The organism is Lentilactobacillus parafarraginis DSM 18390 = JCM 14109 (assembly GCF_001435895.1).
GTDB lineage: Bacteria > Bacillota > Bacilli > Lactobacillales > Lactobacillaceae > Lentilactobacillus > Lentilactobacillus parafarraginis.
The window spans coordinates 1-13,238 of the sequence record NZ_AZFZ01000005.1; the positions used below are offsets into that span (position 1 = coordinate 1).

At 44.7% G+C, this 13,238-nt stretch carries 16 protein-coding genes and 1 other annotated feature; of the genes, 2 read left to right on the top strand and 14 right to left on the bottom strand.

The genetic code is table 11. The features are described from left to right. The first annotated feature begins 127 nt into the window (after positions 1 to 127). Entirely contained in the window at positions 128 to 1,012 is an 885-nt protein-coding gene (locus FD47_RS02020; protein WP_235806044.1) for a LysR family transcriptional regulator, read from the top strand. 145 nt (positions 1,013 to 1,157) lie between these two features. Next, positions 1,158 to 1,688, top strand: a complete 531-nt coding sequence (locus FD47_RS02025; RefSeq protein WP_225352709.1) for a hypothetical protein — start codon at positions 1,158 to 1,160, stop codon at positions 1,686 to 1,688. 160 nt (positions 1,689 to 1,848) lie between these two features. On the opposite strand, the gene mprF is transcribed toward FD47_RS02025, so the two are convergent. The 14 genes from mprF to cysS form a co-directional block, all read right to left on the bottom strand. Beyond that, the gene (gene mprF, locus FD47_RS02030) at positions 1,849 to 4,416 is read right to left on the bottom strand and encodes a bifunctional lysylphosphatidylglycerol flippase/synthetase MprF (RefSeq protein ID WP_056979990.1); all 2,568 of its coding nucleotides are present in this window, start codon (positions 4,414 to 4,416) and stop codon (positions 1,849 to 1,851) included. Between the two features lie 304 nt (positions 4,417 to 4,720). Next, a complete protein-coding gene (gene rplL, locus FD47_RS02035) occupies positions 4,721 to 5,086 on the bottom strand; it encodes a 50S ribosomal protein L7/L12 (RefSeq protein WP_040537637.1) in 366 nt (121 codons plus the stop codon). Positions 5,087 to 5,116: 30 nt separating this feature from the next. After that, positions 5,117 to 5,629 carry a 50S ribosomal protein L10 gene (gene rplJ, locus FD47_RS02040; RefSeq protein WP_040537636.1) on the bottom strand — a complete coding sequence of 171 codons (513 nt, stop codon included), beginning with the start codon at positions 5,627 to 5,629 and terminating at the stop codon, positions 5,117 to 5,119. 26 nt (positions 5,630 to 5,655) lie between these two features. Then, positions 5,656 to 5,768, bottom strand: a sequence feature (ribosomal protein L10 leader region). Between the two features lie 59 nt (positions 5,769 to 5,827). Further along, positions 5,828 to 6,523 (bottom strand): 50S ribosomal protein L1, encoded by a 696-nt coding sequence (gene rplA, locus FD47_RS02045; protein WP_008211716.1) that lies wholly within the window; start codon positions 6,521 to 6,523, stop codon positions 5,828 to 5,830. 101 nt (positions 6,524 to 6,624) lie between these two features. After that, on the bottom strand, positions 6,625 to 7,050 hold the full coding sequence (gene rplK, locus FD47_RS02050) for a 50S ribosomal protein L11 (protein WP_008211714.1): 426 nt from the start codon (positions 7,048 to 7,050) through the stop codon (positions 6,625 to 6,627). 128 nt (positions 7,051 to 7,178) lie between these two features. Beyond that, positions 7,179 to 8,024 carry an alpha/beta fold hydrolase gene (locus FD47_RS02055; RefSeq protein ID WP_225352710.1) on the bottom strand — a complete coding sequence of 282 codons (846 nt, stop codon included), beginning with the start codon at positions 8,022 to 8,024 and terminating at the stop codon, positions 7,179 to 7,181. 165 nt (positions 8,025 to 8,189) lie between these two features. After that, the gene (gene nusG / locus FD47_RS02060; RefSeq protein ID WP_054732627.1) at positions 8,190 to 8,741 is read right to left on the bottom strand and encodes a transcription termination/antitermination protein NusG; all 552 of its coding nucleotides are present in this window, start codon (positions 8,739 to 8,741) and stop codon (positions 8,190 to 8,192) included. Between the two features lie 112 nt (positions 8,742 to 8,853). Beyond that, entirely contained in the window at positions 8,854 to 9,030 is a 177-nt protein-coding gene (secE, locus tag FD47_RS02065) for a preprotein translocase subunit SecE (RefSeq protein ID WP_054732630.1), read from the bottom strand. A 25-nt stretch (positions 9,031 to 9,055) separates the two neighbouring features. Next, entirely contained in the window at positions 9,056 to 9,205 is a 150-nt protein-coding gene (gene rpmG, locus FD47_RS02070; RefSeq protein WP_040537635.1) for a 50S ribosomal protein L33, read from the bottom strand. 51 nt (positions 9,206 to 9,256) lie between these two features. Beyond that, positions 9,257 to 9,805, bottom strand: coding sequence for a sigma-70 family RNA polymerase sigma factor (locus FD47_RS02075; protein ID WP_008211710.1), 549 nt, complete (start codon positions 9,803 to 9,805; stop codon positions 9,257 to 9,259). A 140-nt stretch (positions 9,806 to 9,945) separates the two neighbouring features. Continuing rightward, entirely contained in the window at positions 9,946 to 10,488 is a 543-nt protein-coding gene (locus FD47_RS02080) for an NYN domain-containing protein (protein ID WP_056979991.1), read from the bottom strand. Positions 10,489 to 10,503: 15 nt separating this feature from the next. Further along, a complete protein-coding gene (gene rlmB, locus FD47_RS02085) occupies positions 10,504 to 11,277 on the bottom strand; it encodes a 23S rRNA (guanosine(2251)-2'-O)-methyltransferase RlmB (RefSeq protein ID WP_008211708.1) in 774 nt (257 codons plus the stop codon). Then, positions 11,267 to 11,677, bottom strand: coding sequence for a Mini-ribonuclease 3 (locus tag FD47_RS02090; RefSeq protein WP_008211707.1), 411 nt, complete (start codon positions 11,675 to 11,677; stop codon positions 11,267 to 11,269). Before FD47_RS02090 ends, rlmB begins: the two co-directional genes overlap by 11 nt. 9 nt (positions 11,678 to 11,686) lie before the next feature. Then, positions 11,687 to 13,093 (bottom strand): cysteine--tRNA ligase, encoded by a 1,407-nt coding sequence (cysS, locus tag FD47_RS02095; protein ID WP_008211706.1) that lies wholly within the window; start codon positions 13,091 to 13,093, stop codon positions 11,687 to 11,689. Positions 13,094 to 13,238 lie beyond the last annotated feature (145 nt).

Consider the following 13,238-nt stretch of genomic DNA (forward strand, 5'->3'; position numbering starts at 1 on the left):
TCTACTTTTTCATGGAACTTTGGACATTACCGCAAATTACTTTTAAAATCTTACCAGAGATGAGTAATCAATCAAAGTTATAATGTATAATGACAGTATAAAAAATTCTTATTAGGCGGCGATATCCATGCTTGATCGACGATATGAAACTTTTTTAACCCTCGTCAAGACAAATTCATACACCAAAACGGCGCAACAGCTCTTCATTACCCAACCGGCGGTTACCCAACAAATTGCCAGCCTGCAAAATGATCTCCAGATTCAGCTCGTGAAATACCAGCGGCCCAACCTCATTATCACGACTGCCGGTAAACAACTGGCGCGATTTATTGAGGGCGTGGCGATCCAAAGTGATCAGCTGATTGAACATCTCAAGAAGCCCAATGAACGACGGCCCCTTCGGTTTGGCGCCACGCTGTCGTTTAACGCCATCGTGGAACCAGCTTTCATCAAAAAAATTGCTGGCCGATATGCCAACATTGACTGCTTGGTTGCCAATACGGATGCCATTTTGCACGGAATCGATAATGGCGAAATTGAATTTGGATTAGTGGAGGGGAATTTCAAGGTAACTGACTACACAGCAATCCCAATTTTTGACGACCAATTTATCGCCGTCTGCAGCCCCAAAAACCAACTGGCTAAGAAAGCCAGCGTGACCCTTCAGGATTGCTTCATGAACACCTTGGTCCTTCGGGAGTCCGGTTCAGGAACCCGCGCAATTCTAACTGACTGGTTAAGTACCGGAAACCATAGCGTCGCAGACTTTCGAAAGGCCATTACGGTTGGTGATATGGCAACGATCATTCGTTTAATCGAGGAAAACGTCGGTATCAGCTTTATGTATCGATCTTTGGCAATGCCCGCAATTGCATCTGGGAAGTTAATTTCGCTACCGCTGGAAAATTTTGATATCAGCCGAACACTCAGTATGGTTTTTCCCCACCACGCTTATTTTGAAACCCAGTACCAGAAACTGGCCAAATCAATCCAAACGATCGTCAATCAATAATCCCACTGCCGGGGATTCATAAGATATTCATAGTTCGTTCACAAAAAAGTCACATTTTGAGCGTATCATAATTGGCATCCTGATTATTCCGATCCAGTTATCGTCATTGACTGCGGAACAGTCGCCCACAACAAGGAGGCCAATTTTGGAACAAACAATCAATCCCCGTACTGGTAAAAAGCATTGGCCAGCAATCATTTCGTCGCTGCTCTTACTCTCATTCATTCTGTCCGGGTCAGTTTTTCTCCTTGTCCATTACCGTGACCCGCAAACAACGATGGCACGGATCGCGATGCAAAACGATCATCAAACCATTGATGCCAAGAGTATTGTGACCCTTTCTGCGGACCAAAATCATGATCAAGTTGTGTTGGATTACACAAAAAATAATCACCTGATCGTTCAGTTCCAGCAACGGGTTTTTGGCGGCTATGTTACCATGGGCTACCATATGAGTGCTGTCTCCGCCCATACGCTGAATCGGCCATATCAACTGGAAAACAAGGTTGCTGGGAGGCCCATTAATAACTTTGTCTATGGCTTCCTAAAACCCAAGCAGACGGCGCCAACGATTAATGGCAAATCCGCAACCGTCATTTCTCAGCATGGGCAGCGCCTCTTCTATGCGTTTACTTCCCCAACCAAATCAGCCCAAGTTCAATTTCAAACAAAATAGCTTATTAGGATTAAAAAACGTTTGAGTCCAAAATTTTGATAAACCAACCCATTGCTCGAATTAACCGGCTCTGCCAAGAGGCCGCGGCATAAGTAAGTTCCCTTATGCCGCGGCCTTTTTGATTTGTTAAATTCATTTCAAAGATCATCGAAGTGACCGGCTACTCAACTGAGAACCACTTTAACGGGCCAAACCTCACCTGGTTACGAGGACGATTAACCACCGGCAGAATCTGGAGAACCGCAAACGCCAAAGAGCTCCCCCGATAATAGGCAATGTATTTTGGCCGCCACTCGTCAACGTATTTATTCTTGTATGCCCGCAGCCCCTCAAAACTATAAAGCTTATAGCCGTACTCGTAAATCAAGTGCACAATCCGTTCCTGCGCAAAGCTAAACCGTGACGTTCCAACATTGGAAAGTGGTGACATTCCCAAGTCAAAGTAATGATAACCAGCTTTAGCAGCTAACTGATACAAATTAACCAAGATCCCGTCCATAATTCCTGACGGGGCCTGTGATGAAGACCGCATGAGATCAATTGAGATGATTTCGTGATTTCCGTCCGGCATTAAGTTAGCAAAAGCCACAACCTTTCCGTCCGCCGCCTTCATCACGGCAATTGGCGCCTGCTGGAGGTAATAGCTGTCAAAGAAGCCCAGCGAAAACCCCTTCTCTGGCCGGTTATCCAGCCATTCATCCGAGATCGCCTTTAAATTGGCAAGGGTTGCCGAATCAAATGGCGGCTTGATGATTTCAAACTGATAGCCTTCCCGATCAAACTTATTCATTAGCGCGCGTTCGCCCCGATGACGTTTGCCGCTAAGTGTAAATTCTGGAAGGTTAACTAACCCATCTTCGCCGGTTTTAATAAAATCAAACCCAATTTCATGGAGATTCATGGTCAATTCCTGATTAATTTCATAAAATAGCAGTTTATATCCGTATCGATCTGCTTCGACCATCAACTGATCGATAGCGGCACTTACCTTGTCTGGATTACCAACTGGTTCGCCCATAATCAAAATTTTATCGGCAGTTTTCCGGAACATAAAGAAAACCTGATCCTGGTGATTCTCTTGATAAAAATACAACTGTTTGTCGTGAAGAAAAGCCAGGTGGCTATTTTCATTACCACCGTACTGGTCAATTACATGGCGTACCCGATCCCCATCAAAGGGCGTGTTCAGCCACTTTGGCCGGTTAGCGGTCAGATACCGATTAATTGCAAACAAGACCAATAACGCAATGACAAGGCCAATGAAGCCCACCAGCCAGGCCGCTTGAGAGGGAAACAGATAGGCTTTGTCGAAATGAAGCGGCGTGTGAGGATTGGCCGCAATGCCCACCAGGGTGTAGGCAACGAACGTCACCACAAAGATCGACCCATTAAAAGCCAGGGTCCCCCAAGAATTGGCCATTCGCTCCCGGTACAAAACGCGTCGTGAGAGTCCCAAAAGAACCAGGATAAAGGCGAAAAATGCCATCATCCGCCAAGTGAACGCCTCATTCAGCCAAGTGTTAAGAATCGAAATAATCAAAACAACCATGGTTGGCCAAAAAGCCCGTTTCGTCCGTGACCAGATCCCACTTGCAAGGCCAATTAGGAGAAACGCCACGATGATATTCATGAGATGACTCACAAAAAAGATGGAGTACGGAAATAATCGGATATAAAGTTGGTTAACGATAACGACATTCGGCACCGTTGCAAACAACAGCATCATAATCCCTGAAAAGTACATGAAGACCGTCAATGCCACCTGAGCAATCCGGCGAATAAAGATTCGCGGCAAGTTATCCAGAAACGCGTTAATCTTCCCACCAGTGTCGTGAGCGAATAGACCGGCCCCAACCAAAAACGGCAGAAAATAATAGAACGCCCGGTAGAGTAAGATCCAGACAACCGCGTCACTTCGGCCGATGCCGAGAAAACCCAAACCAATGATCATAAAAATGTCAAACGACCCAAGGCCACCGGGTAACATCGAGACAACCCCGGCGACGTTAGCGACCACAAACAGCGGAATAACCGCGGCAAAATTAATCGGCAATCCCATCAAATAGCCAATGAAGATGAAAAAGGCCAGGGCACTCGACCATTCCAAAAAAGACCCAACCGACATCGTCAATTCCTGCTTCGTTGAAAGGTCGTTAAAAAAATCGGAGTGATTGACTTTGGTAAAGATCAGCATGCACGGAAAGTACAGGGCCCCGCCGAGCAACCAGATCCAGTAATGCGAAAAAATGCTTCCGATGCCAAACCCAAAAATCATCACCAGCGATACAAAACAGAGAATCGACAAGCCGGAAATTAAAAACAACGCCACCTTTGAGATGGCATACAAGATTTGGTGCTTGGTAGCCCCTTTTCCGTAAAAATGCGCCCGGAGACTGGCGCCAAGAAGACCACCAAATCCCAATAAATTGGTAAACGTGTTAACAACCCACCCACTTTTAACAACGTATCCGGGTGAATATGCGGTTGGTAAAAATTTGACAATCGAAAAATCGTATATCAACATTGGTAAGATTGCAATAAAGCCAAATCCCATCATCAGCACCAATGACCCGGTCGTTTGACTCGCCAGCACAGCTTTAAACTGCGCCCCATTAACCTGGCGAATAATTTTCGCTATTTGACGGACGACAAAAATTAACACTGAAAAAACAAACAGTAGTTTGATGATTGTCATTCGTTTGTTAATAAACTCCTTCAACTTTGCCACATTCGCCACCCCAAATTTCAAAATCTATTGGTTTTATTATGCCAACTTACGTTCTTGAAAACAACTGAGAAGCCTGAATATCAGCGATTCATCAGTTAAATTTAAGATTCAGGATGATTGGTCATGAACGGTTGGCAAAGGGGTTGGCGACCCGTCGCTCAATGACATCTTCTGGCTTGCGGGTTCATAATGGTTTGACCGCCGCTTACCTTCAAATAGCTATCTCCAAATCCATAAAAAAATCGCCCCATATCGATAACAACTATCGATACGAAGCGATTATTTTAACTCACAAGTAATGAAATTACTTAAGAGTTACGACACCACCAACGGCTTCAAGGGTTTCCTTGATCTTGTTAGCTTCGTCTTCTGAAACGCCTTCCTTGATTGTTGAAGGAACGCCATCAACAAGTCCTTTAGCGTCTTTCAAGCCAAGACCAGTGATTTCACGAACAGCCTTGATTGCTTTAACCTTTTGGTCACCGGATTCAGTTAATTCAACATCGTATGAATCCTTTGTACCTTCGTCTCCACCAGCAGCACCGGCAGCGGCAACAGGAGCAGCAGCTGAAACACCAAATTCGTCTTCAATTGACTTAACCAAGTCGTTAAGGTCAGAAATTGAAGCATCTTTTAATTGATCAATAATATTGTCTTTATCGAAAGCCATTATATTTTCCTCCATTATAATTGGAATTAATTAAGCAGCGTCTCCGCCGTCTTCTTGTTTCTTATCAGCAATTGCTTTAACACCGTATGCAAAGTTACGTACAGGTGCTTGAAGAATGTTAGCAAGAGTAGAAAGCAATTCATCACGACTAGGCAATGCAGCGTACTCGTTGATCTTTTCAAGACTGGCAACCTTACCGTCAATAACGCCACCCTTAAGTTCAAGCGCATCGTTAGACTTAGCAAAGTTATGGACAATCTTTGGACCAGCAACTGGGTCTTCTGAAGAGAATACAACAGCGGTTGGGCCGTTAAATGTTTCCTTCAAATCATCAAAACCAGCTTTTTCTGCAGCACGTTCCAAAACCTTGTTCTTGATAACCTGCATCTTAACGCCTTCGTCACGGAGTTGCTTACGCAAATCAGTCACTTCGGCAACAGTTAAACCACGGTAGTCAACGACAACGATTGATGAAGCAGCCTTCATCGATTCAGTAGCCTCGTCAACTAACTTTGCTTTAACTGCGATTGTTTGTTCACTCACTAGTTTCACCTCCCAAAAATTTTATGGGATTTAATAAAAAATCCCTATGCCAACCTAGACATAGGAAAAAGATTCGTTTCCTCGGCAGGATATTAAGGCTTTGCGCCACCTGAGTCTTAGGCATATATCAGCATTTAACAGCATATCACAATCAATGAGTATGCGTCAATAAGGGATTTAATTTAAATCGAAAAATCATTAATCAAATGATTCTAGATCGACCTTTACACCAGGACCAAATGTTGATGAAATTGAAACGTTCTTAACATAAGTACCACGTACTGATGCGGGACGTGCTTTCACAATAACATCTTCAATGGTCTTTAAGTTGCCAAGTAACTTTTCAGTATCAAATGATACCTTACCAACTGGCACAGCAACGTTACCGTCACGGTCAGTCCGATAAGTTACCTTACCAGCTTTTGATTCTTCAACGGCCTTTGCAACGTCCATCGTTACCGTACCCGTCTTAGGGTTTGGCATTAAGCCTTTAGGGCCAAGAACCCGACCTAAACGACCAACTTGGGCCATCATGTCAGGGGTTGCGATGGCAACATCAAAGTCAAGCCAACCATCCTGAATTTTTTCAACTAAGTCAGATTCACCAACAAAATCTGCACCGGCTGCTTCGGCTTCCTTAGCCTTGTCACCCTTTGCAAAGACGATGACAGTTTGGTCTTTCCCAGTACCATTAGGTAAGACAACTGCACCACGTAATTGTTGGTCAGCTTGCTTAGTATCAACGTTTAATTTAAAGACAATTTCAACAGTTGCGTCGAATTTTGCAAAATCAACTTTCTTTACAAGTTCAACGGCGTCTTGAACGGGATATGCTTTGTCAGCATCTACTTGTTCAAGAGCTGCTTTATATTGTTTACCTCTTTTACGAGCCATGTGTTTTCCTCCTTGAATGTGGTGTTAACGGATAAACCTCCCACGCGACGTTTTGTACAATGTATGAATTGAATGAACGGTGTTAGCAGTTGGGTGCTGAATTAACCTTCAACAGTGAATCCCATACTACGAGCAGTTCCTTCAACCATGCGCATTGCTGCTTCAACGTCAGCTGCGTTTAGGTCTTTCATCTTTGTTTCGGCAATTTGCTTAACTTGGTCCTTAGTCACCTTAGCAACCTTGTTAGTATTTGGTTCGCCGGAACCCTTTTGAACACCAGCAGCTTTCTTGAGTAACACAGCAGCAGGTGGAGTCTTTGTAATGAAGTCGAATGAACGATCTTCATAAACAGTAATGACAACAGGAATAATCATCCCTGCTTGATCAGCAGTACGGGCGTTGAAATCCTTGGTAAAGCCCATAATGTTAATCCCTGCTTGTCCTAAAGCAGGACCAACTGGAGGGGCAGGTGTTGCTTTGCCCGCAGGAATCTGCAATTTAACGATGTTAGCTACTTTTTTAGCCACGAGACATAACCTCCTTAAGTCCGTGTGTGGTTAATGGAGATCAATATTTCTCCTCCCACGTTTGTGTGTCTGCCGGAGCAAGCATACTTACATAATATACCACAAACAGCACCACGACACAATAGCAATTACTGGTGCCATAAAAAACGCGCGATATGATCATCAACCAGCCGATTTTCATGAAGCTGGCGGTGATTGGCGTGCCGGCCATTAATAATCAGCTCCCGATAATAAACCAACGGGCGTTCCAGTAAATACCGGAGTGAAAAAGCACTATTCACCGAAACCTGGCCGTCATTGGTTTGGTAATTACTGATTCGGCCGGCAATATTCAACACCCGCATATTATCCGGAATGTCAGAAATATTCCGGGCAAGGGCCGAATAAACCGGGGTTCGCGTCGTCGGCCCGTTTGCATTAAGCGGAAATGAATCCACCGACCGGGTGTTTCTGGCGATTTCCGAATCATTAAACGGCCCGGCGATCGCAACAACATTTGCCACTTCAACTTGAGAATGGCGGTGTTGGTGAGTTAAGTACCAGAAGATCGTAATACACCCCATTGAGTGTCCCACTAGATTAAAGCGCTCTACGCCATAGTCATCATGCAGAACCTCACAAATTTTGGTCAGCCACTCCGCCTGCTGCTTGGGTCGTGATGTTTTGTCATGAAACAAGACTTGGACAACACACCGATTTTTAACGACTGTCCCAGTGAACTTTAACTGCCCATTCCCCGTAACGTGAATGACCAATGATTTGTTCGCGTGATAGTTGCGAACCAGTCGCCTAAGTAGAAAGCCAAACGAAAACCGATTGCCAAAATACCCTGGCAAAAACAAAGTCACGCTGTGATCAGCATCATCTTGACTGGACTGGCCGCTTAACATTGGTTTACCCAGCCGGACAAACCACCAGCCAAATCCGCCCACTATTCCGATCAGAACGACCATTAGTAAGCTGAGGACTTTCATTTTAGTCACCTGCTTCATCAAAAGTGCCGTCAAATTAGGGATGCCCTTTGTTCATACGATCATTTTTGAAGCACCGCTAAATTCTACCTTAATGCGCTACAACTCAAATTTTCATCGGTTCAATCAACAGCCAATTTTAATAGGGGCTTGCCGCCGACCAACCGGTTAGATGATTGGATCAACCTGATTAAATTCAAGTTCTGTCGACGTTTCGCGCCCAAACATTTCAATGTTGACTTTAAGCCGCATCTTTTCGTTGTCAATTTCAGTTACCTTGCCGTTCAATCCGGTAAAGGCCCCGTCAACAATCTTAACCGTATCGCCAACGTTGACGTCCAACTCTTCATGACGGGAATTCATCCCAATCCGTTTCAAGACTAAATCAACTTCATCAGGCAAAAGAGGGGTTGGTTTACTTCCCCGCCCGTGAGATCCCACGAATCCGGTCACTCCAGGGGTATTTCGGACAACATACCATGCCTGGTCAGTCATAATCATTTCCACCAGCACATAGCCGGGAAATGTCTTATCCATTTTGATCTTGTCCTTACCCTTTTTATCAGTCTCATGCTCCTCGGTTTCCGGCACAACCACTCGAAAAATCAAGTCGGCCATTCCCATCGACTGCTTCCGACTGTCCAAGTTCATTTTAACCTTATTTTCATAACCGGAATACGTATGAAGCACATACCATTTCTTTTCTGCTGACTCAACCATATTGACTGACTCCTCTTCTTTAATTAACCGTCATAAATTTGTTCAAACAAAAAAACCTGACACGTTCTGCAGGTTTCAACATCTTAACTATATCAAAATTTTGCCTAAATGGCTATGCAAGAAATTTCAAGCCCCATTGGACAATGAAGTCAATGACGCCCAAAAAGATTGCCATGATAATGGATGTTCCCAGAACAGTACTGGTATCAGTCCGGGTTTGCTTAGCGTTAGGCCAAGTAACGACTTTCATTTCGTTCACAACATTTTTTAAAAATTTCCAAAGTCTCAAATCTGCGTCCCCTTACGTTGTTGTTTTAGCGCGTTTCCTTATGCAATGTATACTTACCGCAAAACTTGCAAAACTTATTTAGCTCCAGGCGTTTGGTTCGATTAGGGTTCGCCGGAATCGTGTAATTCCGGGATCCACAAACTGAACACGCCAGAGCAACCTTTTTCTGTGCCATGGCGGCACCTCCTCACAAGCATAGTAATTCTAGCATTCTAAAGACAATCAGTCAATTGGACTCATTGTCAAATTTTCGTTTGCAGCGTTCATAAGCGTTCAAAAAACTTTTTTGGTCGATCAGCCCCGCCGACCCCTGAGCCAGTAATTCGGCGAACACATCCTGTTCCAACGGGGAACATTTTAGATACAAGTCGCGAAAGCTTTCTTTGAGAAGCATCGCAAACTCAGGGCTGTTAGCAGCCGAATCCTTTAACGTTGCGGCATAATAACCCAAGTTTTCATCAATGTATTTGGGCAGTTGGCGCGGCTGGCGTTTCTGAGCTTTATTTTTACGGACCAGATCAAAGAACCGGTTTTTCAAACTGGCTCTAAAAAACGTCCCAAACGTGATGCTTCGCTGATAGTCGTAGTGTTGAGCCGCTTTGAGGAGCACGATACTGGCCTCCTGGTCAAAATCATCGCGATCCATTCCATAAACGTAAAACATTTTATTGAATTTCCGCACTAACGGATGATACTGCTCAAACAGTTTCTTAAACGCTTGCTCATCCCCATCGGCCGCCATTCGAATCATTTTAAATTCTGCTTTCGTTGTCATCAGACACGCTTCCCTTCAGTTTGTAGATAATGGTTGAAAATTACACTACACGAAGGGTATTTACTGTCTCAAGCGAACCGGCGTTCAGGTTTCATAAGCTTCACCTAGACCAATTGACTAATATTAATAACCTAATATTTTTATTGGTCATCTGGTTTGTGATTCATCAAATGATCCCGGAGCTTCTCCAGTGCCAATAATTGCTTTGGATCCCACGGGGTCTGACGAATCGCATGGGATTTATCGGTCATTTTTCGCGCTTCAAGGGCGACTTCCTGCTTCGCCCGTTTAACATCCCCGAGCAATTCACGAGCAGGTATCCGAAGCGCCCCCGCCGAAAAGATTGTCCACTGTTCAGCCTGATCGCTCGTTGCCACAATCACTTGGGTAAACCGATCCTGTTTCTGACGTGAGAGGGCTTCAATATAGCTGTCAGCCGTCTGATCCTTACTGGTCCAGACAATTTCCATATCAAATTTACGAAAACTCTTTGAATTGCCAGGGACGTACATTGCGTCAAAGACGACAATCATGTTGACGTCACGATACTTTTTATACTCCGATAGCTCGGCCAACAGCTCATCTCTGGCATCAGCTAATCGGCCAGCCTGTTTAAGTTTGTTCAAGTGCGGCCAGTTGCCAATCATGTTGTAGGCATCAACGATTAATAAATTTTCCTTCACAATTGCCCACCAACTTTACTTTTTTGCCAACGGATGCCGCGAATTAAATCCCTGATAGATTAAAATGCTGGCAGCAACACTGGCATTAAGACTTTGGATATCGCCAACCATCGGGATCGTCAGCATTTCGTCCACCTGTTTTTTAAGCAGTGGTGAAATTCCCTTGCCTTCATTGCCAATCACGACAGCAACCGCTCCCTTGGCGTTCCACTGCCGATAATCGGTGCCGGAAATATCGGTACCGAAAACCCACACACCGCGTTCCTTCAATTCCTTGATGGTTGCTGACAGGTTGGTAACCCGGGCAACCGGCACCCGTTCAATCGCGCCGGCAGAGGTTTTCGCCACCGTCGCGGTTAACCCAACCGCCCGGTGCTTGGGAATAATCACGCCGGTCACGCCAGCCGCGTCAGCGGTTCGAATGATCGAGCCGAGATTGTGGGGATCTTCAATGTTATCGAGAATGACAAAGAACGGATCGGTATCATGGCGCTTCGCATTCTCAAATAAATCATCCAGCGTGGCGTACTCAAAGGCGGCAACCGACAGAACCACGCCCTGATGATTCTGAGAATGGGTAAGCCGATCCAGCTTCTGCTTTGGCACTTCAGAAACCACCAACCGTTGTTTTTTGGCCAGCTTTAAAATCTCCGACACAATGTTGTCATCCTTTTTAATTCCGGTTTGAATAAATAATTTGTTAAGCGGATTATCGCTCTTTAACGCGGCAACAACCGGATGTCTGCCGATAATAAACTCTTCATTTTCCTGTTCCTGATCATGCTTCATGTTTTAAGTTCCCGCTTTCTACCTGGTTAATGCACCAGTTTGCAATTTCCTTCATTCGATCATTTTGATCACTTAGGCAAAGGTACCCGAAAACGGCTTCAAACCCCGTCGAAATCCGATAAGTAATCACATCGGTATTCTTAGCGTGGGTGTGACTCTTGGCGTTACGGCCGCGTTTAAAATAGTCCCACTCCGTATTTGATAGTAGGTCAGCGTTGGCCATTAGCTCAATCAGCGCGGCCTGTGCCTTGGCTGACACGTACTTAGTCGCCACATGCTGCAAGCGCGTGGGTTTGGCAATTCCGTGCTCAATGAGGTGCCGCCGAATGAAAACTTCGTAGGCCGCGTCGCCCATGTATGCCAACGCAATGCCGTTCAACTGTGCAAATTCATCTGCCATGTCTGGTTATTATTCCTTTCTAAACCGGGTTCCCTGAGGCGTGTCTTCAAGAATCACACCGCGGGCTTTTAAAGATTCTCTGATTTCATCACTGCGAATAAAGTCCTTGTTTGCCCGGGCCCGTTCACGTTCATGAATCAAATCCCAAATCTCCTCATCCTTTAATTCACTTTGTTCAAGCTTAATGCCGAAGATCGAAGATAGTTCAGTCAGCGTGTTAATAATAAATTGCAGACTGTTTTGGAAAACAATATCGCGTTCACTGTACATGTTGGCAAATTTGACAAGTTCATATACCGCGGCAATCCCGTTTTGCACGTTAAAATCGTCATCCATGGCGTCGGTGAAGTCCGCAATAATTTGACGAACTTCCTGCTCAACTTTCGGATCACTGCCCGCCTCCGCGTTATGCAGGCGGTAAGTCAGATTATTAAAGCCGGTTTGCAGCTTCTTTAAGTTGCTTGAAGCTTCCTGAACACTTGCCTGGCTGTATTGAATTGGCCGGCGATAATGGGTGGTCGACATTAATAGCCGAATAACCTGCCCGTCAACCCGTTTCAGCAAATCATGAACCGTCACGAAGTTTCCGAGTGACTTACTCATCTTTTCGTTATCTTCACCAATTGTGACGAACCCATTGTGCATCCAGTATTTGACAAACGTCTGGTGGGTTCTGGCTTCACTTTGAGCGCGTTCATTTTCATGATGGGGAAAAATCAAGTCTTCACCGCCGCCGTGTATATCCAACGTGTTGCCGAGGTATTTCATCGACATTACAGAACATTCAATGTGCCATCCAGGCCGGCCCTTTCCCCAGGGCGAATCCCAGGAAATTTCATCACCCTTGGATTTCTTCCAGAGGGCAAAATCAATCGGGTCTTCCTTTTGAGCGAACTCGCCCTTTTCAACGTGTTGACTAGCCCCAACTTCCAGCTGATCGACATCGATATGGGGAAGTGCACCATAGGAGGGAAATTTACGGGCCCGATAATAAACGTTACCGTCAACATTGTAAGCGTAACCCTGATCTTCCAAGTTTTTCACAAAATCAATGATTTCTGGAATATTTTCAGTGGCCCTTGGATGAACCACATTCTTGGAAATGTTAAGCGCGGCGGTATCCTGCATGAATGCATGAATGTACTTTTCGGCGATGGCCTCAACGGTTGTATGATTTTCACGGGCAGCATTAATCATCTTGTCATCAACATCGGTAAAGTTGGAAACGTAATTAACCTTATATCCACGGTATTCCAAGTATCTGCGAATGGTGTCAAAGGCAATCGCACTTCTGGCATTGCCAATGTGGATATAGTTGTAGACAGTTGGGCCACAGACATACATATTAACAACGCCGGGGGTAACGGGTTCAAATTCTTCTTTTTGTCGTGTGAGCGTATTATAAATCTGCAACATGTCTAATTCCTTTCTTGATTCGTCATTATATAAGAAATGATAGCATAGTTTTCAATTATTTTTTCACTATTGCCCACTCACTATACTAAAAGGTCTCGTCGAAAATTCAACGAGACCAATTAATTTAAAAATATTTTTTATAAAT